At 48.6% G+C, this 24,341-nt stretch carries 24 protein-coding genes and 2 pseudogenes; 15 read left to right on the forward strand and 11 right to left on the reverse strand.

Annotated features, from left to right (window positions below; translation table 11 throughout):
* Nucleotides 1-34: 34 nt before the first annotated feature.
* The 4 genes from OK023_RS17770 to OK023_RS17785 all read left to right on the forward strand — a co-directional run bounded on the left by OK023_RS17770 (nucleotide 35) and on the right by OK023_RS17785 (nucleotide 5,092).
* Nucleotides 35-754: a DUF3053 domain-containing protein gene (locus OK023_RS17770; protein ID WP_317693954.1), complete on the forward strand. Its 720-nt coding sequence runs from the start codon at nucleotides 35-37 to the stop codon at nucleotides 752-754.
* A gap of 520 nt (nucleotides 755-1,274) precedes the next feature.
* The gene (locus OK023_RS17775; RefSeq protein ID WP_317693955.1) at nucleotides 1,275-3,191 is read left to right on the forward strand and encodes a PTS mannitol transporter subunit IICBA; all 1,917 of its coding nucleotides are present in this window, start codon (nucleotides 1,275-1,277) and stop codon (nucleotides 3,189-3,191) included.
* A 62-nt stretch (nucleotides 3,192-3,253) separates the two neighbouring features.
* Nucleotides 3,254-4,402: a mannitol-1-phosphate 5-dehydrogenase gene (locus tag OK023_RS17780; protein ID WP_317693956.1), complete on the forward strand. Its 1,149-nt coding sequence runs from the start codon at nucleotides 3,254-3,256 to the stop codon at nucleotides 4,400-4,402.
* A 132-nt stretch (nucleotides 4,403-4,534) separates the two neighbouring features.
* On the forward strand, nucleotides 4,535-5,092 hold the full coding sequence (locus OK023_RS17785; RefSeq protein ID WP_317693957.1) for an MltR family transcriptional regulator: 558 nt from the start codon (nucleotides 4,535-4,537) through the stop codon (nucleotides 5,090-5,092).
* Here OK023_RS17785 and OK023_RS17790 read toward each other — a convergent pair.
* A pseudogene (locus OK023_RS17790) lies at nucleotides 5,089-5,513 on the reverse strand (LysE family translocator); the annotation flags it as partial. The gene OK023_RS17785 and the pseudogene OK023_RS17790 overlap by 4 nt on opposite strands.
* Nucleotides 5,514-5,640: 127 nt before the next feature.
* Between OK023_RS17790 and OK023_RS17795 the strand changes: the two are divergent.
* Nucleotides 5,641-6,003, forward strand: a complete 363-nt coding sequence (locus OK023_RS17795; protein ID WP_317693958.1) for a YibL family ribosome-associated protein — start codon at nucleotides 5,641-5,643, stop codon at nucleotides 6,001-6,003.
* Nucleotides 6,004-6,185: 182 nt separating this feature from the next.
* Here the strand turns inward: OK023_RS17795 and OK023_RS17800 are convergent, their stop codons facing one another.
* From OK023_RS17800 to OK023_RS17820, 5 genes are all read right to left on the reverse strand, one after another.
* On the reverse strand, nucleotides 6,186-6,884 hold the full coding sequence (locus tag OK023_RS17800; protein WP_317697803.1) for an IS6 family transposase: 699 nt from the start codon (nucleotides 6,882-6,884) through the stop codon (nucleotides 6,186-6,188).
* An 80-nt stretch (nucleotides 6,885-6,964) separates the two neighbouring features.
* Nucleotides 6,965-7,579, reverse strand: coding sequence for an MFS transporter (locus OK023_RS17805; protein WP_317697805.1), 615 nt, complete (start codon nucleotides 7,577-7,579; stop codon nucleotides 6,965-6,967).
* 21 nt (nucleotides 7,580-7,600) lie between these two features.
* A protein-coding gene (locus OK023_RS17810) for an IS5 family transposase (protein ID WP_317693959.1) occupies nucleotides 7,601-8,445 on the reverse strand; the annotation gives its coding sequence in 2 pieces (ribosomal slippage) (nucleotides 7,601-8,100 and nucleotides 8,100-8,445; 846 coding nt in all).
* A gap of 30 nt (nucleotides 8,446-8,475) precedes the next feature.
* Nucleotides 8,476-9,051: an MFS transporter gene (locus OK023_RS17815; protein ID WP_317693960.1), complete on the reverse strand. Its 576-nt coding sequence runs from the start codon at nucleotides 9,049-9,051 to the stop codon at nucleotides 8,476-8,478.
* Entirely contained in the window at nucleotides 9,048-9,302 is a 255-nt protein-coding gene (locus OK023_RS17820; protein WP_317697847.1) for a hypothetical protein, read from the reverse strand. The genes OK023_RS17815 and OK023_RS17820 overlap by 4 nt, the downstream gene beginning before the upstream one ends.
* Between OK023_RS17820 and OK023_RS17825 the strand changes: the two genes are divergently transcribed.
* Nucleotides 9,258-9,955 (forward strand): IS1 family transposase gene (locus OK023_RS17825; protein ID WP_317693961.1). Its coding sequence is split into 2 segments (ribosomal slippage): nucleotides 9,258-9,519 and nucleotides 9,519-9,955, totalling 699 coding nucleotides; the frame shifts between segments, so codons are not numbered across the junction. The genes OK023_RS17820 and OK023_RS17825 overlap by 45 nt on opposite strands.
* A gap of 19 nt (nucleotides 9,956-9,974) precedes the next feature.
* On the opposite strand, the pseudogene OK023_RS17830 reads toward OK023_RS17825, so the two are convergent.
* From OK023_RS17830 to fdhD, 3 genes and pseudogenes are all read right to left on the reverse strand, one after another.
* Nucleotides 9,975-10,217, reverse strand: a pseudogene (locus OK023_RS17830) (IS4/IS5 family transposase); the annotation flags it as partial.
* A 121-nt stretch (nucleotides 10,218-10,338) separates the two neighbouring features.
* Nucleotides 10,339-10,962, reverse strand: a complete 624-nt coding sequence (gene sodA / locus OK023_RS17835) for a superoxide dismutase [Mn] (protein WP_317693962.1) — start codon at nucleotides 10,960-10,962, stop codon at nucleotides 10,339-10,341.
* 127 nt (nucleotides 10,963-11,089) lie between these two features.
* On the reverse strand, nucleotides 11,090-11,917 hold the full coding sequence (fdhD, locus tag OK023_RS17840; RefSeq protein ID WP_317693963.1) for a formate dehydrogenase accessory sulfurtransferase FdhD: 828 nt from the start codon (nucleotides 11,915-11,917) through the stop codon (nucleotides 11,090-11,092).
* Nucleotides 11,918-12,085: 168 nt separating this feature from the next.
* Between fdhD and fdnG the strand changes: the two genes are divergently transcribed.
* The 4 genes from fdnG to fdhE are packed head-to-tail and all read left to right on the forward strand — an operon-like array spanning nucleotide 12,086 to nucleotide 17,609.
* The gene (gene fdnG, locus OK023_RS17845; protein ID WP_317693964.1) at nucleotides 12,086-15,133 is read left to right on the forward strand and encodes a formate dehydrogenase-N subunit alpha; all 3,048 of its coding nucleotides are present in this window, start codon (nucleotides 12,086-12,088) and stop codon (nucleotides 15,131-15,133) included.
* Between the two features lie 12 nt (nucleotides 15,134-15,145).
* Nucleotides 15,146-16,048, forward strand: a complete 903-nt coding sequence (fdxH, locus tag OK023_RS17850; RefSeq protein ID WP_317693965.1) for a formate dehydrogenase subunit beta — start codon at nucleotides 15,146-15,148, stop codon at nucleotides 16,046-16,048.
* Complete coding sequence (fdoI, locus tag OK023_RS17855) at nucleotides 16,045-16,680, forward strand: formate dehydrogenase cytochrome b556 subunit (RefSeq protein ID WP_317693966.1); 636 nt, start codon at nucleotides 16,045-16,047, stop codon at nucleotides 16,678-16,680. The genes fdxH and fdoI overlap by 4 nt, the downstream gene beginning before the upstream one ends.
* Nucleotides 16,680-17,609, forward strand: coding sequence for a formate dehydrogenase accessory protein FdhE (gene fdhE / locus OK023_RS17860; RefSeq protein WP_317693967.1), 930 nt, complete (start codon nucleotides 16,680-16,682; stop codon nucleotides 17,607-17,609). The genes fdoI and fdhE overlap by 1 nt, the downstream gene beginning before the upstream one ends.
* 528 nt (nucleotides 17,610-18,137) lie before the next feature.
* On the opposite strand, the gene cpxP is transcribed toward fdhE, so the two are convergent.
* Entirely contained in the window at nucleotides 18,138-18,614 is a 477-nt protein-coding gene (gene cpxP, locus OK023_RS17865) for a cell-envelope stress modulator CpxP (RefSeq protein WP_317693968.1), read from the reverse strand.
* A 148-nt stretch (nucleotides 18,615-18,762) separates the two neighbouring features.
* Here cpxP and cpxR point away from each other — a divergent pair, with 148 nt between their 5' ends.
* The 4 genes from cpxR to OK023_RS17885 all read left to right on the forward strand — a co-directional run bounded on the left by cpxR (nucleotide 18,763) and on the right by OK023_RS17885 (nucleotide 22,141).
* Entirely contained in the window at nucleotides 18,763-19,461 is a 699-nt protein-coding gene (cpxR, locus tag OK023_RS17870; protein WP_317693969.1) for an envelope stress response regulator transcription factor CpxR, read from the forward strand.
* A complete protein-coding gene (gene cpxA / locus OK023_RS17875; RefSeq protein ID WP_317693970.1) occupies nucleotides 19,458-20,828 on the forward strand; it encodes an envelope stress sensor histidine kinase CpxA in 1,371 nt (456 codons plus the stop codon). Before cpxR ends, cpxA begins: the two co-directional genes overlap by 4 nt.
* A gap of 56 nt (nucleotides 20,829-20,884) precedes the next feature.
* Nucleotides 20,885-21,352, forward strand: a complete 468-nt coding sequence (gene trmL, locus OK023_RS17880; protein WP_317693971.1) for a tRNA (uridine(34)/cytosine(34)/5-carboxymethylaminomethyluridine(34)-2'-O)-methyltransferase TrmL — start codon at nucleotides 20,885-20,887, stop codon at nucleotides 21,350-21,352.
* Nucleotides 21,353-21,769: 417 nt separating this feature from the next.
* A complete protein-coding gene (locus OK023_RS17885; RefSeq protein WP_317693972.1) occupies nucleotides 21,770-22,141 on the forward strand; it encodes a hypothetical protein in 372 nt (123 codons plus the stop codon).
* Between the two features lie 56 nt (nucleotides 22,142-22,197).
* Here the strand turns inward: OK023_RS17885 and xisR are convergent, their stop codons facing one another.
* The gene (gene xisR / locus OK023_RS17890; RefSeq protein WP_317697808.1) at nucleotides 22,198-22,452 is read right to left on the reverse strand and encodes an excisionase family protein; all 255 of its coding nucleotides are present in this window, start codon (nucleotides 22,450-22,452) and stop codon (nucleotides 22,198-22,200) included.
* A gap of 876 nt (nucleotides 22,453-23,328) precedes the next feature.
* On the opposite strand from xisR, the gene OK023_RS17895 reads away from it, so the two are divergent.
* Nucleotides 23,329-23,793: a hypothetical protein gene (locus OK023_RS17895; protein ID WP_317693973.1), complete on the forward strand. Its 465-nt coding sequence runs from the start codon at nucleotides 23,329-23,331 to the stop codon at nucleotides 23,791-23,793.
* Nucleotides 23,794-24,341: the final 548 nt, after the last annotated feature.

Here is a 24,341-nt window from a genome sequence, read left to right on the forward strand (position 1 = left end):
TGAAAAAAGCAATTATATAACAGGAGTTTGTCATATGGCGTTTGAGATCCGCAACAGAGTTTTCACGCGTTGGTTGGCGCCGGTACTCGCATTGTTGGTGGTAATGCAACTGACCGCCTGCGGTGATAAAGAACCAGAACAACGCAAGGCTTTCGTAGATTACTTACAGAATACGGTGATGCGCAGCGGCGTACATATCCCGACGCTAAGCGAAGATCAGAAACAGAAGTTCGGCACTTATACGGGGGATTATGCCATCTTGGTGGGTTTTTCCCAGCAGTTATCGAAATCCGTGGAGGCTAGCCTAACGCACGCATTGGAGCAGATTAACGAGATCCACACCGCGCGAGACTACATGACTAAACGTGATTCCTTGCAACAATCGATAGAGGGATTGAACCTGTTAGGCCAGCAGATCCAGTTGGCGAAGTCACAGGCGGATAATTCACGTGCGGCGTTGAAACAGCCAGGCGATCTGAAAGCCGTGTACAGCAAGGCATATGACAAGATAGTCACCGCCCCGACCAATGCGCTGATGCCAGCGATCCCAACGACTGCTGATTTTGTACAGGAACTGGTACAGGTAGGCGATTTCCTGAAGGCTCAGGGTAATCAGGTGAGTTTCAATAATGGTGGTGTGCAGTTCCGTACCCAGCAACAAGCAACGCAGTACAACACTATGATGTCCAGCTTGGTGGCTAAACAACAGAACCTGCTGAATGCACAGAAGACAGTGCTGGCGGTAATGCAATAACGGTAAAGGTATGTGGGCAATTTGCTGCTCCGCATACCTTAATCCCTCTTTCCTACCGTACTTCTACTACACTTCAATCAATTATCACTTCTCTTAGAGCCTATTAAGTCTTTTTATTCATTCATACCATGGTGAGTTGCCTGTGCCGTAGGTGCTCGCAGAGGAGATCTCATCTCTGAGCAATAGTCCGCTAATCGGGAGTGAAATAAATTGTGACTTAAATCACAATTTAAAAAGAAAGACAGGGTAATAAAGTGTGATTTTAATCACATTTATTTGAGGGGAGTTACAAACCTTCCCTAACTTTTGCTTTGTTATACTCATTATTTGTGATCTAAATCACTATAAATGGCCGGTTTCTGGGTGCATTTTAGTGATGTAGATCACAATAAATCTATGCGGTTCGCGTAGTAAAAAGAGCGTGGTAGAGTCCATTTCGCAAACAGCACAACATGGCTGGAAAGTTACAACAATTATCACGCGCTCTTATTGTAAGCGCGTAACAATAGGGGTGTGTTTTATGTTTTCACCAGATATTAAGGTTAAAGTGCAAAACTTTGGCCGCTTCCTCAGTAATATGGTAATGCCCAATATTGGCGCATTTATCGCCTGGGGTATTATTACCGCGTTATTCATTCCCACAGGCTGGTTGCCAAACGAGACGTTAGCCAAACTCGTCGGCCCAATGATCACCTATCTGCTACCTCTGCTGATTGGTTTTACTGGCGGTAAGTTGGTGGGCGGCGAGCGCGGCGGCGTTGTTGGTGCTATTACTACCATGGGAGTGATCGTCGGTGCGGATATGCCGATGTTCCTTGGTGCCATGATTGCTGGCCCACTCGGTGGCTGGGCGATCAAACACTTCGACCGCTGGGTTGATGGCAAGATCAAGAGTGGCTTTGAGATGTTGGTCAACAACTTCTCCGCCGGTATTATCGGTATGCTGCTGGCGATCCTCGCCTTTCTGGGTATTGGCCCATTGGTAGAAGCGATATCCAAGGGCTTGGCAGCCGGCGTGCATATCATGGTGGTCAACAACCTGCTGCCACTGACTTCTATCTTCGTTGAACCAGCGAAAATCCTGTTCCTGAACAATGCCATTAACCACGGTATCTTCTCGCCGTTGGGTATCCAGCAAGCCACCGAAGCGGGTAAATCGATCTTCTTCCTGATCGAAGCCAACCCGGGCCCTGGTATGGGTGTGCTGATGGCCTATATGTTCTTTGGCCGTGGCAGTGCCAAACAGTCCGCAGGCGGTGCAGCGATCATCCACTTCCTGGGTGGGATCCATGAAATTTATTTCCCATACGTGCTGATGAACCCTCGCTTGATCCTTGCTGTCATTCTGGGCGGTATGACCGGTGTATTCACCCTGACCGTACTGAATGGTGGCCTGGTCTCTCCTGCTTCTCCGGGTTCTATTCTCGCTGTGCTGGCAATGACGCCAAAAGGTGCCTACTTCGCTAACGTGACGGCAATTTTCGCCGCTTTCCTGGTTTCTTTCCTGGTTTCCGCTCTGTTGCTGAAAACCTCGAAAGTGAAAGAGGAAGACGATTTGGAAGAGGCAACGCGCCGTATCCAGGAAATGAAAGCCCAGGCTAAAGGTGGCAAAGCGTCTAACACAATGGCAGACGGCGATCTGAACACTGTGCGTAAAATCATCGTGGCTTGTGATGCGGGTATGGGTTCTAGCGCGATGGGTGCCGGTGTATTGCGTAAAAAAGTGGCTGATGCGGGGTTGAAGAATATCTCTGTAACCAACAGCGCAATCAATAACCTGCCGGAAGATGTGGATTTGGTGATTACCCACCGTGATCTGACCGAACGTGCTATGCGCCATGCGCCTCAGGCCCAACACATTTCACTGACCAATTTCCTGGATAGCCAGTTGTACAATGATTTGACGGCACGCTTGGTTGCCGCTAACAAACCCACCGAAATCGAACAGAAGGTGATTGCTACGCTGGACGATAGCTTTGAAGACAGCGAACAGAACTTGTTCAAACTGGGTGAAGGCAATGTGTTCCTCAATCTGCGAGCAGGCAACAAAGAAGACGCTATCCGTTTTGCCGGTGAGCAATTGGTGAAGGGCGGATATGTTGAACCCGAGTATGTTCCAGCGATGTTGGAACGTGAGAAGCTGGTATCCACTTATCTGGGTGAGTCGATTGCCGTACCACACGGAACTATTGAAGCCAAAGATCGTGTATTGCGCACCGGCGTGGTGTTCTGTCAGTACCCTAAAGGTGTCCGTTTCGGTGAAGATAATGACGAAATTGCGCGTTTGGTTATAGGCATTGCGGCGCGCAATAACGAACATATCCAGGTGATCACTAGCCTGACCAATGCGTTGGATGATGAGACCGTCATCGAACGGCTGGCGCATACCACAAGTGTGCAAGAAGTGTTGGAGTTGCTTGGCGGCAAGAAAGCCTGATAACAGGATCATTTTAAAGGGTGCAGCTTGCTGCACCCTTCGACATTAATAAAGGTAGGAATATGAAAGCATTACATTTCGGAGCCGGAAATATTGGCCGAGGTTTTATTGGCAAGTTGCTTGCTGATGCACATGCCGAACTGACTTTTGCTGACGTTAATCAGACTGTGCTGGATGCATTGAATCAACGCAAAAGCTACCAAGTGCATGTAGTGGGTGAGCAGGCGCGTATTGAACATGTCAATAATGTCAGTGCTGTCAACAGTGGTAGTGAAGAAGCCGTCTCCTTGATTGCTGAAGCTGATATTGTCACGACGGCTGTGGGTCCGCAAATACTCGGTAAGATTGCAGGGACGATTGCTAAAGGTTTAATCAAGCGTCATCAGCAAGGTAATACCCAGCCGCTAAATATTATTGCTTGTGAAAATATGGTTCGTGGTACCAGTCAGTTTAAACAGCATATATTCGACGCTTTGCCGCAGGATGAGCAAACGTGGGTTGAGCAACATATTGGTTTTGTCGATTCCGCAGTGGACCGTATCGTGCCGCCAGCAGAGGCAGGCAGTAACGACCCGCTGGAAGTGACGGTAGAAACTTTCAGTGAATGGATTGTTGACCAGACGCAATTCAAGGGTGAGCCGCCAGTTATCCCTGGGATGGAGCTGACCGACAACCTGATGGCCTTTGTGGAGCGTAAACTGTTTACCTTGAATACTGGTCATGCCATAACAGCCTATTTGGGTCAACGTGCTAACCTGCTGACCATCCGCGATGCCATTCTTGATCCAGCGATCCGTAGCGTAGTGAAGGGGGCAATGGAAGAAAGCGGCGCGGTCTTGATCAAACGTTATGGCTTTGAGGCAGATAAACATGCCGCCTACATTAATAAAATCCTCACCCGTTTTGAAAACCCGTATCTGCATGATGATGTGGAACGCGTTGGCCGCCAGCCGTTGCGTAAATTGGGTGCTGGCGATCGTTTGATCAAACCGCTGCTGGGAACGCTGGAATATAATTTGCCGCATGCCAACCTGGTACAGGGGATTGCCGCAGCCATGTGTTACCGCAGTGAACAGGACCCACAGGCGAAAGAGTGGGGGGAACTGCTGGAAAAACAAGGGCCAAAAGCCGCGTTGGTGCTTGTTTCTGGTTTGCCTGCTGACAGCGATGTTGTAGAAGAGACTGTAGCCGTATATAACAGCATGCAGTAAACGTGCAGTATAAATCCGCTCCATTTTCCCACGAATAAAGGGTGGGGTTATCTGTCTTAGCCCTCAGTTCCGCAACGAAAAAAGGAAGGAGGAGTTTGTCTCCCCCTTTCCAACACCATTCGAAAAGCGACGATGATCGAGAAACAGGCATTTGAAAATAAAGTTCTGGAAAAACTGAATGCTGGTAAGACAGTACGCAGTTTTTTGATCGCAGTGGTTGAACTGCTGACTGAAGCGCTTAACGTATTGGTGTTGCAAGTGTTCCGCAAAGACGATTATGCGGTGAAATATGCTGTCGAGCCGTTGTTAACCGGCGCAGGGCCACTTGGCGATCTCTCCGTACGTTTGAAATTGATGTATGGGCTGGGGGTGATTTCCCGCCACGAGTATGAAGATGCTGAATTGCTGATGGCAATGCGCGAGGAGTTGAATCACGATGGTTCTGAGTATCGCTTCGTTGATGACGAAATACTCGGCCCCTTTTCTGAACTGCATTGTGTGCCAGCCCTCCCGCCACTGCCAGCCTTTCTACAACCTGGCGAAGCCGATGAGTCAATGATCGCCATGCAGCACCAGCGTTACCAGCAAATGGTGCGCTCTACTATGGTATTGTCGCTTACCGAACTGCTGGCCGGGATTGGCTCCAAACAGCCCTCCCGACTCTCTCCGCTCGGCGTACAAAAGCCTTAAGCGAATACCGCACGCCATTCGTCAAACAGCAACCATACGCGGTTGCTGCCATCAAACCCGACATTACCCCATTAAATAGCCGCAGTTTCCAGGTAACACGCAGGGCTCGACGCAGCCGATCGCCCATCTGTGCCCAGACCAAAAAGCAGGGAATATTCAACGCGGTGAAACTCGCAATGATCAACAGAGCCTCGTAGAGAGGCATACCTTTATGCGGAGTAAACAGGATTGCCACGTTAATTGCCATCAGTCAGGCCTTCGGGTCGACAGCCTGAAACAGGGCTACACCGAGAAAGCGCATGGGTTGTATCTGCTGTTTAGCATCAGGAGAGGCGGCCTTGAACAGCTTCCACGACAGCCATAATAGATACGCGCAGCCCATTACCGCCATTGGGAAACGGATGATGCTCGCCCAGTTAAGGAAAGGAGTAACGGCGTACTCCAGCAGAATTTTTCTTTTGGCCCAAGGGTTATTGAGCAAGACGAGTAACCAAGCAGGTGTTTTGGTACACTAGTGCAATCCTCCCCGAAATTCAGGCTAGATACCGATGAAAGAGATAGAAAAGGCAGAAATCAAACGCCTTAGTGACCAGTTAGATGCACTGAACCATAAAGATACTGCGGTGATCCAGCAGGGTAACCCCGAACTGATCGCGCAACATGGCAAAGAAAAAGAGAAACTGGCAGCAGAAATTGAGCGCCTGAAAAATCTGCGTGTAGAAAAACTGAGTGCGGAAGCGCAAAAATTGAGCCAACTGCCGTTTAGCCGTGAGATCACCAAGAAAGAGCAGGCAGATATGGGTGCGCTGAAGAAAAGTGCACGTGGCCTGATTGTGGTGCATCCAATGACCGCATTAGGCCGTGAGATGGGGCTTAAAGTAGTTACCGGTTACGCCAAAAAGGCCTTCTGATACATTTGTCATACTTCAAGTTGCCCGGGTTTTGGCTTCGGCCGTTACTCGGCCGTCCACGGGACGGTTCCCTTAGGGAACGTTACTTGCCGCTACATGCAACTCGAATTATTGAGAGTCTATGTGGTGGGCTCGGTTCCGTCGCGTTAACGACGGCAAGTCAGCAAAGGTGGCGTTGTCGATTATTTAGGCAACCAACAATAAAACTGTTCTGCTGGTGACAACCCATCCCCTTGCGGATGCTGAAACTGCCCTTTGCGTATCATGTGGATTAACTCAATGCCTGCCAGTACCGTCTGCGCTCGTCGAAACGATTTAAATCCTAGCATCAGTCGTGTTCGCCGTTTTATATTTCGGTGGTCTTGTTCAATCAGATTATTCAGGTATTTACTTTGCCTGATGGTGATGGTTTCCTCATCCGGTTTTTCCGCGTTGAGCGAGGCCAGAGCCGCCGTGTTGGCACCACTTTTATCGATGGTCACGACTTCTGGCTGATCATGGTGCCGAATTGCCTTGCGAAAGAAGCGCAGTGCGGCAGCAGCATCCCGCTTAGCGGTGAGCAGAAAGTCGATGGTCTGACCGGTGGTATCGACAGCCCGGTAGAGATATTTCCATTGGCCGTTGATTTTGATGCAGGTTTCGTCCATTCGCCATCGTAGACCCACATTGCGTTTATGCCGGCGGAAGGCCTTATCCAGAAGTGGTACCAGGCGGATAACCCAGCGGTGAAGTGTGGAATGGTCAATGACAATACCGCGTTCGGCCATCATTTCTTCCAGATTTCGCAGGCTAAGCGAGTAAGCCAGATACCAGCGAACACACTGCGCGATGACATCGACGGGATAATGCAGGCGTTTGAAGGCTTTTCGGGTCAGCGATATGGTCAGGTAACATCAAAAAACAGTATGTTACCTGACAACTCCTTAATGCGACAGAACCCTTTTAGGTTATGTTTTTTTAGTTAAGCGGCTATCTTTTCTTTATTGCGGTACAACAAGTAAAAAACAACCCCTGACACAAGCTCCAATACTGATACAGCAAGAAGAATAAGAAAGGCGAAGTTGTGCCCGTACTCAGAGTAAACTAGTGAGAAGAAATAGGGGAACCCATAAACACCGATGAAATAACTAAAGCTAAAAGCAGTAAGAATTGTTTTTCTTTCTGTATCATTTTGTGCATCTTTAACAGCTGATGTTTGTATTAGAGGGTATAATAGACCGTAGCTAATGCCAAGAAGAGACGATGGAATAAGATACTGATAATTACTCTCAATAAGCATAAAAAGTGCTATGGATACACACATTACAAATAATAAAACCATCATTGTTTTTTCTCTAAACAGATTGAGCACAACGTCTGTTAGGAGGAATCTGGCAAATATGACTGAGATGGTATAAGAAATATAGAAATAAGAGAAGTCTAACCCTTTGTTGATTGCGATTATAGACTGGAAGTTCATCATTGAACTAAAGATACAGGCTCCCAAGAACACCATTAACATCGGAATGCTTGCGAATTTTGATAGTAAGTTATGGGGTTTGTTTTTTTCTTTTTCAGGTTGATGGTTTTTTTTAATTTCTGTTTTAGGCTGTGTCCCTTAACCCAATAGTCGCCTTAAAAACAACCGAACAGAGCCTAATTTAAGCATGCAAAGGTAATTTCTGGCTGTTTTCTCCGAGCGTATGGCAATACGACGATATTCTTTTAATATCCCAAAGCACCGCTCAACAACATTGCGTTTTTGGTACCGCTGAGTATCCAGTTTTCTGCGCCCATCTCGACTGGCTTTTTCATTCGATTTAAAAGGTATAACCGCTTTTATACCTTTTATTTTCAGGTGATTACGAAGCTTCTGGCTCGAATAGCCCTTATCAGCTAACACGGCGTTAGGGCGGGACTTTAGGTGTCCGCTTTTTCTGATAATACCAACTCGGTTTAGCAACGTTTCAGCATATTGACTCTCATGAGCTTGCCCACCGCTCAGGCAAAAGCTTAACGGCAACCCTGAGCTGTCTGTCGCCAAATGGACTTTGGTGCCAAAACCACCTCGAGAGCGACCAAGTCCATGATCCTTGAGTTCATCGGGGTACTTTTTTTAGCTCCTGCTGCCGCTTTTAATGCCCTGATATTGCTGCCGTCCAGTGCTATAGCATCCCAATCGATGAGTTTATTCTCATCCAAAATTTGGAGTAATTTATTGAAAATACTATTTATTACTCCAGATTTTGACCAACGATTAAAGCGGTTGTAAATCGTTTTCCAATTGCCATACCTTTCAGGAAGATCTCGCCAGGGAGCACCAGAGCAAAGCACCCAAAAGATCCCGTTCATTACAGGCCTATGTTCAAGGTAGGGACGACCGCCGCTAACACGATTACGTTCAGGCGGCAACAGGGGGGAAATGAGCGCCCAAGCCTCATCAGGGACATCATAACGAGCCAAATTCAAAAGCCTCTTGTCGGCTAAATATCGCTAAATTGTACAAAAAATAGTTACGGGACACAGCCTAGTTATTATAAATAACAAACCAGATAAAATGCTTATACTTGATGCTAAGTAGAGTATTGTCCCCATATCAATGTTAACATCTAAAGATATTTTAACTAATATTGGAGCAATACCCGCACCTAACATGTTAAATGCAGATATAAAACTGAAGTTTTTGCTTCTGTTATTTTCATTACTGGCCTCTGATACCATTATGGGTCCCATTGTGTATATCACACCCCATCCAAAACCGAGGAGAAAACCAGCAAGGAATAAAAGAGGTTGTAGTCCAGTAATAATACATATGATAGCTAAAGAGTATACCATTGCGCCAAATGACGATAAGACTTTATTACTAAAAACTTTGAGTGTTGAAGGTAATGTTATTATGGATATCAGCACGCCAATTACACCAAGCGATATAACTTCACCTGAAAATGAAACTGGGTAGTTTAGGTTTTTTGTTAGATAAACAGGCAGGGTTAACATAACACCATATGATAGTGATGCTAAAAAAGAAGCTATAAAAATAAGTTTGAATTGTTTGTTATTTCCCATCATCTTTCTCCAATTACTGATGACAAAGTATCTTTTCCTATATTATTTATTTTTAAAGATAATATATTGGCAAAGTCTTTTTTTATTTCCTTTACTTCCTTTAATTTATCTATATCTTTAAGGTCTATCAGGCCAAGTTCTCTCCGAGCTTTTTCTGGTCGTGACGCAGACTTGCTGACCGCGTATGCTCCGCACTTTGGATAAAACTCATGGCAAAAGTTGATGTCGTCTGCCCTCAGTGCAATGAAACCCATGGTGTACGATGTAACGGACATTCAGCATCTGGTGCCCAACGTTACATCTGCAAGCTCTGCTCAAAGACCTTTCAGCTCAACTTTAGCTATTCCGGTGCCAAACCAGACACACACCAAACCATTGTTAATATGGCGATGAACGGTTCCGGATGTCGCGATACCGCACGGGTTCTCGGCATCAGCCTCAACACGGTTCTGCGGCACTTAAAAAAATTTCGCCAAAACAGGTAGCTGATAATATCGACGCCGAAGCGGAAGTCGTTATCTGCTGTGAAGCCGATGAACAGGGGTCTTACGTACGGTGTAAAGCCAATCCCCGGTGGTTGTTCTACGCTGATGACCGTATCCGCAAACGGGCTCTGGCTCACGTCTTCGGCCCGAGAAATGCCTCGACTCTGCAACGATTGCTGACCCTGCTAAGCAAATTTAATATTGCCTTTTATATGACGGATGCCTGGCCGGTTTATACGGTCCTGTTGAGCGCAACCAGCCACGTGGTGAGCAAGAAATATACCCAAAGGATAGAACGGTATAATCTTAATCTTCGCACACATATCAAACGACTGACCCGCAGAACCCTTTGCTTTTCGAAGTCAGAGGAAATGCACGATAAGATCACCGGTTGGTATTTTACTATTCATCACTATCAATAAATCTGCGTCGCGACCAGATAATGCTTTCAAAAATCAGAGGAATATCACGATATAACGGAGCATTGCCCAACAGGCGATCAACGCGCTTGATTTTATTTTTGACCTGAGCCGTACCGGGTAAATAACGTCCGATACTGGTCAGCGTCAGTGATGCGCCGTTGATGAGTTCAATGGTGGCATCCAGCAAAGCATTTTATCGGTATTTGTGAAAGGGTGCTAACACATCGCGGAAAAAATTATGGCATACTTTTCGAGCAGGCATAGAGGTGATCTCATTGAATTGGTTGCACAAATCAGTAGATCACAAAACTCTATGCCTGTCCTTTTTTACCCGCCCATTACTGGGGATTCCCCAGCGCAACTGCGGGCATCAATAGTCACAATTACTTTCTGGCTTCAGCGAAGCGGCTGGCGGCTTCATCCCAGTTCACGACGTTCCAGAATGCCTTGATATAATCCGGGCGACGGTTTTGGTATTTCAGATAGTAAGCGTGCTCCCACACGTCCAGGCCAATAATCGGCAACCCGGAAGCCCCAGACACTGCTTCGCCCATCAGTGGGCTGTCCTGATTGGCGGTGGAAACCACGGCCAGTTTATCACCTTTCAGTACCAGCCAAGCCCAGCCTGAACCGAAACGTGTTGCTGCTGCCTTTTCGAACTCTTCCTGGAATTTCTCGATGCTGCCGAAATCGCGCTCAATAGCGGCTTTCAGCTCGCCACTCAGCGTGGTACCGGTTTTCAGGCCTTTCCAGAACAGGCTGTGGTTGGCGTGGCCGCCCGCGTTGTTGCGCATGAAGGTGCGTTTGTCTGCAGGAACTTTGTCCAGATCCTGGATCAATGCTTCTACGCTCAGCGAAGCCAGCTCAGGGTAAGCTTCCAGCACGGTGTTGGCGTTATTGACGTAGGTTTGATGGTGTTTAGTGTGATGGATTTCCATCGTCTGCTTATCAAAATGCGGTTCTAGTGCGTCGTAAGCATAAGGTAGGGATGGCAGTGAATAGCTCATAAATCATCATCTCCGGTTTTATAGGCGGCGTAAATTGTGAATACCGCGTAAGCAGTATGATGCATTATAATTAATTAGATGATAATAAAAATGATTATCAATGCCTTGTTAATTGTAGGGGTAAAGTTTAGTCAGTGATCCGCTGTGGGTGAGTAAATACGGTTGCCCGGCCAGGTTTACTGAAGCCGACCAATGTCAGATTGCTACGTTCGGCAATGTCCACCGCCAAAGAGGTGGCAGCAGAGACAACAAACAGGATCTCGGCTCCGCACATGGCGGATTTTTGTACCATCTCATAGCTGGCACGGCTGGATACCAGGATTGCCCCTTGCTGCCAACCCTGTTTGGCGCGCATACCGAGCATTTTGTCCAGCGCGACGTGGCGGCCAACGTCTTCGCATCCTCCTTGAAGTTCGCCCTGTGGCGATATCCAACTGGCAGCGTGGGTACAACCAGTGAGTTGACCGACGTTTTGTATTTGCCGTAGCTGGTTGAGCGCATGATCAAGATGGGTTAGTGAGAAAGTTTGTGTGAAGGGGAGAGGAGTGAGTGGTCGGAAAATATCTGCCAGCTGTTCGATACCGCAGACGCCGCATCCCGTACGGCCTGCCATCGCACGCCGACGTTCTTTCAATCCGGCAAAACGTCGGCTTGAAAGTTCGATATGAACCTCCAAGCCGTTGCATGTCGGATTTGTTTCTATACTGTAGATATCATGTGGCGATTCAATAATGCCTTCTGACAGGGAAAAGCCCAGTGCAAACGCTTCTAGATCCTTTGGCGTACACATCATCACCACGTGAGAAATGCCGTTGTAGACCAGAGCGACCGGGACCTCTTCAGCCAGCCAGTCTTGTTGAACTGTGTTCAATTGCCCACGTTGATATATCGGGGCTTGGATCACTCCTGCGCACCCGTTTTCATCTACGTGCTGCTTTGGGTTTAAATTGTTCACTTAAGTAGCACCTGTTTGTAACAACCTCATGCACGCTGTGATATTATCGCGGAGTCGTTGTGGGCCTAGCGGCCAAACCAACATAAGAATAGCAATTCTAGCGCTTTCCGCTTTGTGGGGGAAAGTGTCATTTGAAACAATGTGACAACACGAGTGAAAGGAGACCCCATGCAGGTCAGCAGAAGGCAGTTCTTTAAGATCTGCGCTGGCGGTATGGCAGGAACGACGGTTGCCGCGCTGGGCTTTAGCCCGGCAGTGGCGTTAGCGAAAACCCGACAGTACAAACTGCTGCGTGCTCGTGAAACCCGTAATACCTGTACGTATTGTTCCGTCGGCTGTGGGCTGTTGATGTACAGCCTTGGTGATGGCGCCAAAAACGCTAAAGAGAGTATTTTCCACATTGAGGGGGATCCCGATCATCCGGTAAACCGTGGTGCACTTTGCCCGAAAGGTGCTGGCTTGGTGGATTTTATCCACAGCGAAAGCCGTCTTGAATATCCGGAGTATCGCGCTCCTGGTTCTGATAAATGGCAGAGAATCAGCTGGGATGATGCTTTTACCCGCATCGCTAAACTGATGAAAGAAGATCGTGATGCCAACTTTGTCGAAACCAACCAACAGGGCGTTACCGTTAACCGTTGGCTGACTACCGGCATGCTGTGTGCTTCGGCTTCCAGCAACGAAACCGGTATGCTGACACAAAAATTTAGTCGCGCTCTCGGCATGCTTGCCGTAGATAACCAGGCGCGTGTCTGACACGGACCAACGGTAGCAAGTCTTGCTCCAACATTTGGTCGCGGTGCGATGACCAACCACTGGGTTGATATCAAGAACGCAGACTTAATTATCGTCATGGGCGGTAATGCGGCAGAAGCGCATCCAGTGGGTTTCCGCTGGGCGATGGAAGCCAAAATCCATAATAAAGCCAAGTTGATCGTTATCGATCCACGTTTTACCCGTACCGCATCGGTGGCGGATTTCTATACGCCTATCCGCTCTGGTACCGACATCGCCTTCCTGTCGGGCGTACTGCTGTACCTGATTAATAACAACAAGATTAACCGTGAATACGTTAATGCCTATACCAACGCCAGCCTGCTGGTGCGGGAAGACTTTGGTTTTGACGACGGCCTGTTTACCGGCTATGACGCGGAAAATCGCAAGTATGATAAAACCACCTGGAACTACCAACTCGACGAGAACGGTTTTGCCAAGCGTGACGTTACGCTGCAGGATCCGCGTTGTGTATGGAACATGCTGAAGCAGCACGTCAGTCGTTATACGCCAGAGGTGGTCACTAATATCTGTGGTACGCCAACCGAGGATTTCCTCAAGGTTTGCGAATATATTGCCGAAACCAGTGTTAACGACAAGACAGCCTCGTTCCTTTACGCTTTGGGCTGGACACAGCACTCAGTAGGGGCACAGAACATCCGTACTATGGCGATGATCCAATTGCTGCTGGGTAATATGGGTATGGCGGGTGGTGGCATCAATGCCCTACGCGGTCACTCCAATATCCAGGGGCTAACCGACCTTGGTCTGTTGTCACAAAGCCTGCCTGCCTATATGACGTTGCCTTCCGAAAAACAACCGGATCTGGAAACCTATTTAACAGCTAACACGCCGAAGGCGCTGCTGCCTGGTCAGGTGAACTATTGGAGCAACTACCCTAAATTCTTCGTCAGCATGATGAAGAGTTTCTACGGCGATAACGCCCAGAAAGATAACAACTGGGGCTATGACTGGTTGCCGAAGTGGGACAAAGGCTACGACGTTTTGCAGTACTTCGAAATGATGTCGCAAGGCAAGGTTAACGGTTATATCTGCCAGGGCTTCAACCCGGTAGCTTCGTTCCCGGACAAGAATAAAGTGGTAGCTTCACTATCCAAACTGAAGTTCTTGGTCACGATCGATCCGCTTAATACCGAGACGGCTACCTTCTGGCAGAATCACGGTGAATCGAACGATGTTGACCCATCGAAGATCCAGACAGAAGTCTTCCGCCTTCCATCCACCTGCTTTGCTGAAGAAAATGGTTCGGTCGTCAACTCCGGTCGTTGGCTACAATGGCACTGGAAAGGAGCCGATGCGCCTGGAGAAGCACTAAATGACGGTGAGATCCTGGCGGGGGTGTTTTTACGTTTGCGTGAAATGTACGCGCGTGATGGCGGTGCGGTTCCTGAACAAGTCCTGAATATGACCTGGAATTACCGTAACCCTCATAATCCTGCGCCAGAAGAAGTGGCAATGGAAAACAATGGTCGAGCATTGGCAGATGTCCTGGACTCTGAAGGCAACGTGTTGGTGAAAAGGGGCGAACTGCTCAGTACCTTCGCTCATCTGCGTGATGATGGGACGACGGCGAGTGGTTGCTGGCTGTTTGCAGGCAGTTGGACGCCGGCGGGTAACCAGATGGCACGTCGTGACAATGCCGATCCTTCTGGCCTTGGCAATACGCTGGGTTGGGCGTGGGCTTGGCCGCTCAACCGCCGTATTCTTTACAACCGTGCTTCTGCTGACCCAGCGGGTAAACCTTGGGATGCCAAACGTCAGTTGCTGGAGTGGGATGGTGCCAAGTGGAGCGGTGTGGATATTCCTGACTACAGTGCTGCGGCACCGGGCAGTGATGTCGGGCCGTTTATCATGCAGCCAGAAGGTATGGGCCGTCTGTTTGCCATTGATAAAATGGCGGAAGGGCCGTTCCCTGAACACTATGAACCGTTTGAAACACCGCTCGGAACCAACCCATTGCACCCGAACGTGGTGTCAAACCCGGCGGCGCGTGTGTTTAAAGACGATCTGGCCGCGATGGGCAAATCCGACAAGTTCCCTTATGTCGGTACGACTTACCGTTTGACCGAGCATTTCCACTATTGGACTAAGCACGCATTGCTCAATGCCATCGCACAACCGGAGCAGTTTGTAGAGATTGGTGAAAAGCTGGCTGAGAAAAAAGGCATCAAGCAGGGGGATATGGTAAAAGTCAGCTCCAACCGTGGCTATATCAAGGCCAAGGCGGTGGTGACCAAACGTATTCGTACGCTGCAGGTGAATGGGCAGGATGTGGATACCATCGGTATCCCGATCCACTGGGGTTACGAAGGGGTGGCGAAGAAAGGCTTTATTGCCAATACATTGACACCGTTTGTTGGCGATGCCAACACGCAAACGCCAGAATTCAAGGCGTTCCTGGTTAACGTGGAAAAGGTGTAACGGAGACGAGTTATGACAATGCAATCTCAAGACATCATTCGTAAATCCGCAACCAATGGTTTTACACCGGCCCCACGTGCCCGTGACCACCATGAAGAAGTGGCCAAACTGATCGATGTCACTACCTGCATCGGCTGTAAAGCCTGCCAGGTGGCCTGTTCTGAATGGAACGATATTCGCGACGAAGTGGGTCACAACGTTGGGGTTTACGATAACCCCGCCGATCTGACGGCTAAATCGTGGACGGTGATGCGTTTCTCTGAAACAGAGGAACACGGCAAGCTGGAGTGGCTGATCCGCAAAGATGGCTGTATGCACTGTGCCGATCCGGGTTGCCTGAAGGCTTGCCCGGCGGAAGGGGCGATCATCCAGTACGCTAACGGTATCGTGGATTTCCAGTCAGAACACTGTATCGGTTGTGGTTACTGCATCGCGGGTTGTCCATTCGATGTGCCGCGTATGAACAAGGAAGACAACCGGGTCTACAAGTGTACCCTGTGCGTTGACCGTGTTGAAGTGGGTCAGGAGCCGGCCTGTGTGAAAACCTGTCCAACCGGGGCAATCCAATTCGGCACCAAAGAGGCAATGAAAGATGTTGCTGCGGAACGTGTCAGCGAGTTGAAAACCCGTGGTTACCAGAATGCGGGTCTTTATGATCCAGCGGGCGTGGGCGGCACCCACGTAATGTATGTATTACATCATGCCGACAAACCGCAGCTTTACCACGGTTTACCGGACAATCCGACCATCAGCCCTGCGGTAACCTTCTGGAAAGGCATCTGGAAACCGCTGGCTGCCATCGGATTTGCAGCTACCTTTGCAGCGAGTGTCTTCCATTACGTTGGCGTTGGTCCTAACCGCGTCAGCGAAGAGGAGGAGCAAGAGGAGCCACATGATGAGGAGACGCGCAAATGAGAAAGGAAAAGCCAATTCAGCGCTACAGTGCGCCGGAGCGGATTAACCACTGGATTGTGGCGTTCTGCTTTATTCTTGCAGCTGTCAGTGGATTGGGATTTTTATTCCCTTCCTTCAACTGGTTGATGGGCATTTTGGGTACGCCGCAATTGGCACGCATTCTACACCCCTTCGTTGGGGTGATTATGTTTGTTGCGTTTATGCTGATGTTCCTGCGTTACTGGAAGCATAACCTGATCAATCGGGAAGATATTACCTGGGCTAAGAATATCCACAAAATCGCCATGAACGAGGAAGTGGGTGATACCGGGCGCTATAATTTCGGTCAGAAGTGCGTATTCTGGGCGGCGATCATCAGCCTAGTATTGTTACTGGCCAGTGGTGTCGTTATCTGGCGGCCGTACTTTGCTCCGTCATTCCCTATCCCGCTGATCCGCATTGCGTTGTTGGTGCATTCGTTGGCAGCAGTGGTGTTGATTATCGTGATTATGGTGCATATTTATGCCGCTTTGTGGGTCAAAGGCACCATTACCGCGATGGTGGAAGGTTGGGTGCCAGCTGCCTGGGCCAAGAAGCATCATCCTCGCTGGTACCGTGAGGTTCGCGAGAAACAACGGGAAGATAAATCCTGATGAGTATTCGCATCGTACCTAAAGAGCAGTTAGGGGCACGGAGCGAGAAGTCAACAACGGCGGAAACCATCCCGCCGTTACTCTTCGCTAATCTGAAAAGCCTTTATATCCGTCGCGCCGAGCGTTTGCGCAAATTGGCGACGGATCATCCACTGGGCGATTACCTGAATTTTGCAGCTAGCATTGCGCAGGCACAAAACAACGCATGCCACGATAATCCGTTAGTGTTGGATTTGGGGGTAGTCTTGAGTCAGAGCGCCGCCAGTGGCAAGCCACCGTTGGATGCCAGCGTCTATCCGCGTAGCGAGCATTGGCGTAAGCTGTTGGCTTCCCTGATCGCCGAACTTCGTCCGCAGGCGCCGGAACATGTGTTGGCAGTGCTGGATAATCTTGAGAAGTCATCAGAACACGAGCTGGAGCTTATGGCCAGTGCCTTGCTTAACGGTGAGTTTGCCAAAGTAGGTAGTGATAAAGCCCCGTTCCTTTGGGCGGCACTTTCACTGTATTGGGCTCAGATGGCCAGCCAGGTCCCCGGTAAGGCGCGTGCGGAATATGGTGAGCACCGTCAGTTTTGTCCGGTCTGCGGTAGTATGCCCGTCTCTAGCACAGTACATATTGGTACTGTGAGTGGCTTACGTTATCTTCACTGCAACCTGTGCGAGAGCGAATGGCATGTAGTTCGGATTAAATGCAGCAACTGCGAGCAAACACGCGATCTCAACTATTGGTCATTGGAAAGTGAACAAGCGGCGGTAAAAGCAGAAAGTTGTGGCGACTGTGGTACTTATTTGAAAATCCTCTATCAGGAAAAAGACCCGCAGGTTGAGGCGGTCGCCGATGATCTGGCTTCGTTGATTCTCGATGCCAAGATGGAAGACGAAGGCTTTGCCCGCAGCAGCATTAACCCCTTCCTGTTCCCTGGAGAATAACGCCGATATTGCTCTAGCCCTATCGCATTTAAGGATAAGTGAACAGCTAACCTCTCGGTTGGCTGTTTTTTTAGGTCCAGATTATAACGGGTTGAAAAAAACTGATTATGAGGGGGATTGGCCTGTCTTTATACATTATCGGTGGACGAATTCGCACTGGGATGAAGTGACATATTCTTGGTGCAACGGGTGTTGATTTGTAGTAACTGGCGACCCTATATACCCAAAATAATTCGAGTTGCATGTCGGCGGCAAGTCTGAAAGTCGCCAGGAGCATAGCTCACTCTGTGACGGGTGCGAACGGACGAAGGCAACACCCATGCAACTTGAAGAATGAAGGGTATATTCAATTCTGCCTATGCAACTTTAAACCCGCCCAGTGGTGGGTTGTGTATCTACACCCGTAAAGTTAAATGCTTTCTGTAACTGCTACAGGATGGTTTGATTTAATAACGTACCCGACAAAAAAAACCCTCGTAATGAGGGGGAAGACAAGGATGGTGTCTATGGCAAGGAAAAAACAGGGGACTACTCAGTGATACTAAACTTCTGGGCGGAAGTTTGTTGCTCCATCTGCTGCATACGCTGCTGATGTTTATGGTCTAAAACATTTTTTTGCTCCGGCGTCAGCAGGTTATACATTTGATTGCGAACTCGGGCCATTTCGACCTGGAGTTTAACCTGTTCCTGGGCCATCTTTTCCGCCTGAGCATAGACGGCGGCTTCATTAAATTCGTCTGCGGTTACCAGCTTATGCATGGCTTCTATTTCAGCTACATTGACACCTGGCAGATGGTGACGTGCCCGGCGCATTAAATCTCTCATTTGCTGACGTTGCTGTTCAGTGAGGGTAACACCATCAAACATGTGCTGTTGGGCTTGCATTTCACGCAAAGGATCAAGAGCGGGAGATTGGACAGTTTCCGGTGTAGTATTGGCAGCAAAAGCGGAGGAATAACCCATTGCGAGCACTGATGCTATAACTACCATGGCTACCTTAAGCATTTTTACTCCTCGTGCTTGCTCACTTTACGAATCAACGAGGAGCAGTGTACTGCTGCACCTGCAAACCTGCGTCAGTGCATGTAAAACTACGTAAAGTCATGGAATGCCAACAGTTGATGGCGTATTTTGCGTCAGGAGGTAAATCATAATGAATAAAATTCTGTTAGTTGACGACGACCGCGAGCTGACTTCGCTTCTGAAAGAACTGCTTGAAATGGAAGGCTTTCAGATCGTTGTAGCGTACGATGGTGAACAGGCGCTGTCGCTGCTGGACAGTTCCATCGACCTACTCTTGCTTGATGTCATGATGCCAAAGAAAAATGGCATAGATACGTTGAAAGAATTACGTCAACATCACCAGACGCCCGTTATTATGCTGACGGCTAGAGGTAGTGAACTGGACCGGGTACTTGGTTTGGAACTGGGTGCTGACGATTATTTGCCGAAACCCTTTAATGATCGCGAACTGATTGCGCGTATCCGGGCCATTCTGCGCCGTTCAAACTGGAGTGAGCAACAACAGAGCGCAGACAACAGCATTCCAAGTCTCGATGTAGACGGTTTGCAACTAAATCCTGGTCGCCAGGAAGCCAGTTTTGACGGACAAGTACTCGATCTGACAGGTACCGAATTTACTTTATTGTATCTACTGGCACAGCATCTGGGTCAGGTAGTCTCACGTGAATTGCTGAGCCAAGAAGTACTTGGCAAACGCCTAACGCCGTTTGATCGTGCGATTGATATGCATATCTCCAACCTTCGGCGTAAATTGCCGGATCGTAAAGATGGTCACCCATGGTTCAAAACACTGCGTGGGCGAGGTTACCTGATGGTATCTGCAACATGATTAACAGCTTGACGGCACGGATCTTCGCCATTTTCTGGTTTACATTGGCCCTGGTGCTGATGTTGGTGCTGATGGTGCCCAAGCTTGACTCTCGCCAAATGACCTCACTGCTAGACAGCGAACAGCGTCAGGGGCTGATGCTGGAGCAACACGTAGAAGCCGAACTGCAGAATGACCCTGCTAACGATCTGATGTGGTGGCGCCGCCTATTTCGCGCCATCGAAAAATGGGCACCGCCAGGACAGCGTCTGCTGTTGGTAACCAGTGAAGGGCGAGTGATCGGTGCACAGCGCCACGAAATGCAAATTGTACGCAACTTCATCGGTCAGTCTGATAACTCGGACTATCCGAAAAAGAAAAAATATGGCCGCCTCGAATTAGTCGGCCCCTTTTCAGTTCGCGATGGTGAAGATAATTATCAGTTGTACCTGATCCGTCCAGCCAATAGCCTACAGTCCGATTTTATTAACTTAATGTTCGACCGGCCATTGTTGCTACTGATCGTCACCATGTTGATCAGTGCTCCGCTGTTGCTATGGCTGTCTTGGAGCTTGGCCAAACCGGCCCGTAAACTGAAAAATGCGGCTGATGATGTCGCGCGCGGCAATCTGAAGCAACATCCAGAACTGGAGTCCGGGCCGCAGGAGTTTCTGGCTACGGGTGCCAGTTTCAACCAGATGGTGAGCGCTCTAGAAAGGATGGTGACCGCCCAGCAGCGGTTGATTTCCGATATTTCCCACGAGTTACGTACCCCGCTGACACGCTTACAATTGGCTACAGCTCTTATGCGCCGTCGTCACGGCGAAGGCCATGAGCTGGCAAGGATTGAAACCGAGGCTCAGCGGCTAGATTCGATGATCAACGATCTGCTGGTATTGTCTCGCGGGCAACAAAAAAGCGAGTTAATACGGGAACTGTTGAAGGCTGATGAGCTGTGGGCCGATGTTCTGGATAACGCTCGTTTTGAAGCGGAACAAATGGGTAAGCAGTTGGAGATTACCTCTCCTCCGGCCCCTTGGGCGATTTATGGCAACTCAGGCGCTTTGGATAGTGCTCTGGAGAATATCGTGCGTAATGCTCTACGCTACTCGCATAAGCGTATAGCGGTATCGTTTAACGCAGATAATCAAGGGATAACGATTGTGGTAGATGACGATGGCCCAGGCGTTAGTCCCGTGGATCGTGAGCAGATTTTCAGGCCGTTTTACCGTACTGATGAAGCACGCGATCGTCAATCCGGTGGCACTGGGTTGGGGTTGGCTATTGTAGAGGCTGCTGTTACCCAACATCGCGGGTGGGTGAGGGCAGATGACAGTCCATTGGGGGGGCTGCGACTGATCGTGTGGTTGCCGCTGCATCAGCGCTAATCGCCAGCAAGAAAATATTTTGCTATCCTGCGTTCTTCTTGATGATGGGCCAAGACATGCTGAATATTGTTTTATTTGAACCCGAAATTCCACCCAATACCGGCAATATCATTCGCTTGTGCGCCAATACTGGTTTCCAGTTGCACTTGATCGAGCCGATGGGCTTCCCTTGGGACGACAAACGTCTACGGCGGGCTGGTTTGGACTATCATGAATTTGCCAGTATCCGGCGCCATACAAATTATGCTGCATTCCTCACCAGTGAAAATCCACAGCGTCTGTTTGCCTTAACGACCAAAGGAACTCCAGCGCATAGCGCAGTTAGCTATCAGGCCGGCGATTACCTGCTGTTTGGCCCGGAAACACGAGGTCTACCGGCCAGCATTCTGGATGCATTGCCCACACAGCATAAAATCCGCATTCCCATGCAGGTTCAGAGCCGAAGCATGAACCTGTCAAACGCGGTGTCAGTGGTGGTCTATGAGGCTTGGCGTCAGCTTGACTATGCGGGGGCAATGCTTTAATGGCTCGGAAAACGTAATGTGTTTTTGGCTCCGCACACCGGTTTACAAGGTCTTTGGAGTTTAAGCGATATGCAGAGATAGCGACATATAGGTCGTTCAGATACCATCACCGTATTTGAAATAAACTATCAAAACCATGTTATTTAATGATTTTAATATTGCCACAAGCGTTTCATAGTCCCTTATGTAGTCCCATAGGCAAAAATCACCATCACTTTAGCCTACTTTTCACCCTCTCACCAACACCGCAACCTTCCAGGGTAAACCTGCTTATCCTCATCAACCAATCCCACCCCTGAGATCCGTCATCGTCCATTTGGGTACATACGGGATAATCCCGCATCATGGTGAAGAATTCCCCGGTTGTGATTTCTTATTGTAGGATAGATGTAACCTACATTAAGGAACCCACCAGCCATGAGAGTGACCAGCCGCAAAAAAGAAATACTTAGCTACTTTGAACCGGACAACGCCAAATGGGTGACGGGTGAGATTGGGCTCCCACCTTTCGACGTGTCTGGCTTGGCCTATCTGCTCCACGGTATAACCTCGCATGATAACCGCCATCAGATCGAATCTACCCGGCGAACGCTGGAGGCAATGACTAAAGACGGCCTGTTAGAAAAGGTAATCAGCTACGAACGGCGGCAGGACACTACACAATCAGGTGACGGTGCGGGTGTTTGGTGTAATTGCTCCCGTTATGGCTTGCCGGGTTCTTGTAAGGTGCTGCGTGATGAGGGGGGTAAGCTAGACGCGATTGATGGTGAGGCAATCCGAATCAACTAATACTACTACAGCAGTAATAGTAATTCCTCATAGGCTTGATAAGGCCGGGTAGCGATTCACTTATTGATTTTCCTGCGGGTCGCTGGCTTTTGTCTCTCTACCCAATTATCAATCTCTATCCTGTTATACATGATTGTGCTGTTTTGCTTCGGCTGCATATCCGCTGATATATGCCGATACTCGCGGCCCTCCATCCATGATGTACGCCTGGCATACTGGATCATGTGTGTCGTTAGGCCGGTAAGTGTTATCAGAAGCCGTTCAGAAACCCACTTGTTAGGCACAAGCTGAAATCCGTTATTTTCATCCATCATATTTCCTCGGTTACGATAGTTTTTGATTCGGATGTTCTGGAATGGAGATAGATAACATCCAGTAGTTGGCTACGCATCAAGATCGATGTTTGGTTGCCAAAATACATCATTTCGGTGGATACCTGCAGAATAAATACCAATAGAGTAACCGGCAAATGTTCAGTAATTGCCCTGGTGATGCGTCACATCAAAACTAGACCGGCAGCGGTATGCGCTTTAAAACATGCCTTTTCGCTGCGTACCTACCTGCGTACCTCTGTTGTGCGTACCAATGTATCGGTCGTGATGCCCTGTAGACTCATCGTCACCGGCTAGATTTTAGTTTTACACGCTCAACGCATAAATGGCACATAAAAACAGCTGAGAGGCCCGTCACGTAAAGGATTTCTCTCTGCCGGTAGTGCTTGCACATACCCAAAAATGACAATCTTAATAAAACAAAATAGGCAAAATTTAATTTGGACGCGATCAATCACTTTAGAGGCTGGAGAAGCCATCCAATGTAAGACAGTAGGCGGGTTAGGTGCTATTGATGCTGCTGTGCCCTAACTTCATTCTTCCAAAGTATTCCAAAATTTATTACCTCCAGGCTGCTAATTCGAAACCCTTTTTCGGTGGAAACCTGTTTGGAAACCTCGCATTTGGAAACTAGTCGTGATTCATTCCGTATTAAGCAGTATCAAATTTACCGGCTAATGGTTGCCGCTCTGAAATAGCCTTTTCGGTGGCAACCGACTTGGCAACCTGTCGCTTGGCAACCACCAAAAAGCTGACCAATACCAACCTTATTTAGCGCAGCGTAAGACTTGACCTAAGCCATTACCCCATTTTATAACCTTACAATACTAACTACGGATATGAATAAATAACCATATGAACTATAAATACCTCGCGCTTACCTTACTAATGAGTCTGTCGGCGATTGCTTCAGAACCATCCCTGATAATATGTGAACCGCAGAATAAAAGTGATCAAACTGCCGCCGGAATTTGGCCGCCCCCTTACTTGTCACAGAATAAGTTATGTTTTGATATGCGCATTGCCTCAGGCGACTCGTGTGTTGGTAATGGCCAGTCAGCTACTTGGTTTGTCGAAGCCGTGATTGTTGATATTGATGGTGAGCCACAGGGCCGGGATGATACCTGGTTCCGAGTCTTAAGCCCGGCTATTACAGACAAAAAAATCGAGTACAAGGTGGAAGGGTCAAGAGATAATAAGGTGTGGGGATTGGTATCAAATGTGTCAATTAATCGACTCTCAGGACAAGCGGTGGATTGGCTTATTGGCGAGCATGGCGGAATTGCTTACAGGTGTCATCTGGAAGGGCGGAAGATCTGATATTGGTAGCAACCGATATCACCCCTTGAAACACTATGCTTGGTTCGCATCATGAAAGTGCGTTTTCGGTGCGAACCTGTGTGCGAACCTCTCTTCTGCGAACCAACATTACAGGCGTGAATTCCACCAATCCCCAAAAGCGGCAAAAACCACTTTGTGACAAACATCACAGATTTAAGGGGTGCGCTCCCCGCAAAGCCGCATTCCACCGTTTGAAAGCGTTTTTTCTTCCCTGATATTTCTCTATATATAAACAAAAGTATGTTGGTTCAGTTGGTTCAGTTGGTTCAATTTGTAAAGATTGTTGTTTTATATGACTTTATTTTCAAAAAGTGAACCAACACAAGGCCGTTTTGAACCAACAAAGGGGGTTTTCGTGTTGGTTCAGTGCCTTGCGCTTGTACTTGTCGTGAAACTCCTTTCCTCTGCTCGCGTGGTGATCACCGATAAATCTTCCTTTCCTCAAGCGCGTGCGCGTACTGTTGCATAAAGTCCATTTTCTCTCGCGTAGTGACGTAATTAAAATCTTCACGGGCGCGTATTGGGCG

Origin of the sequence: Serratia sp. UGAL515B_01 (assembly GCF_033095805.1) — a bacterium.
Classification (GTDB): Bacteria; Pseudomonadota; Gammaproteobacteria; order Enterobacterales; family Enterobacteriaceae; genus Chania.

Bases quoted from the DNA above. Each gene is read 5' to 3' on its own strand.
- OK023_RS17770 (WP_317693954.1), top strand. From the start codon at position 35: ATGGCGTTTGAGATCCGCAACAGAGTTTTCACGCGTTGGTTGGCGCCG.
- OK023_RS17775 (WP_317693955.1), top strand. From the start codon at position 1,275: ATGTTTTCACCAGATATTAAGGTTAAAGTGCAAAACTTTGGCCGCTTC.
- OK023_RS17780 (WP_317693956.1), top strand. From the start codon at position 3,254: ATGAAAGCATTACATTTCGGAGCCGGAAATATTGGCCGAGGTTTTATT.
- OK023_RS17785 (WP_317693957.1), top strand. From the start codon at position 4,535: ATGATCGAGAAACAGGCATTTGAAAATAAAGTTCTGGAAAAACTGAAT.
- OK023_RS17795 (WP_317693958.1), top strand. From the start codon at position 5,641: ATGAAAGAGATAGAAAAGGCAGAAATCAAACGCCTTAGTGACCAGTTA.
- OK023_RS17815 (WP_317693960.1), bottom strand. From the start codon at position 9,051: ATGATGGGAAATAACAAACAATTCAAACTTATTTTTATAGCTTCTTTT.
- OK023_RS17820 (WP_317697847.1), bottom strand. From the start codon at position 9,302: ATGGGTTTCATTGCACTGAGGGCAGACGACATCAACTTTTGCCATGAG.
- sodA (WP_317693962.1), bottom strand. From the start codon at position 10,962: ATGAGCTATTCACTGCCATCCCTACCTTATGCTTACGACGCACTAGAA.
- fdxH (WP_317693965.1), top strand. From the start codon at position 15,146: ATGACAATGCAATCTCAAGACATCATTCGTAAATCCGCAACCAATGGT.
- fdoI (WP_317693966.1), top strand. From the start codon at position 16,045: ATGAGAAAGGAAAAGCCAATTCAGCGCTACAGTGCGCCGGAGCGGATT.
- fdhE (WP_317693967.1), top strand. From the start codon at position 16,680: ATGAGTATTCGCATCGTACCTAAAGAGCAGTTAGGGGCACGGAGCGAG.
- cpxP (WP_317693968.1), bottom strand. From the start codon at position 18,614: ATGCTTAAGGTAGCCATGGTAGTTATAGCATCAGTGCTCGCAATGGGT.
- cpxR (WP_317693969.1), top strand. From the start codon at position 18,763: ATGAATAAAATTCTGTTAGTTGACGACGACCGCGAGCTGACTTCGCTT.
- cpxA (WP_317693970.1), top strand. From the start codon at position 19,458: ATGATTAACAGCTTGACGGCACGGATCTTCGCCATTTTCTGGTTTACA.
- trmL (WP_317693971.1), top strand. From the start codon at position 20,885: ATGCTGAATATTGTTTTATTTGAACCCGAAATTCCACCCAATACCGGC.
- OK023_RS17885 (WP_317693972.1), top strand. From the start codon at position 21,770: ATGAGAGTGACCAGCCGCAAAAAAGAAATACTTAGCTACTTTGAACCG.
- xisR (WP_317697808.1), bottom strand. From the start codon at position 22,452: ATGGATGAAAATAACGGATTTCAGCTTGTGCCTAACAAGTGGGTTTCT.
- OK023_RS17895 (WP_317693973.1), top strand. From the start codon at position 23,329: ATGAACTATAAATACCTCGCGCTTACCTTACTAATGAGTCTGTCGGCG.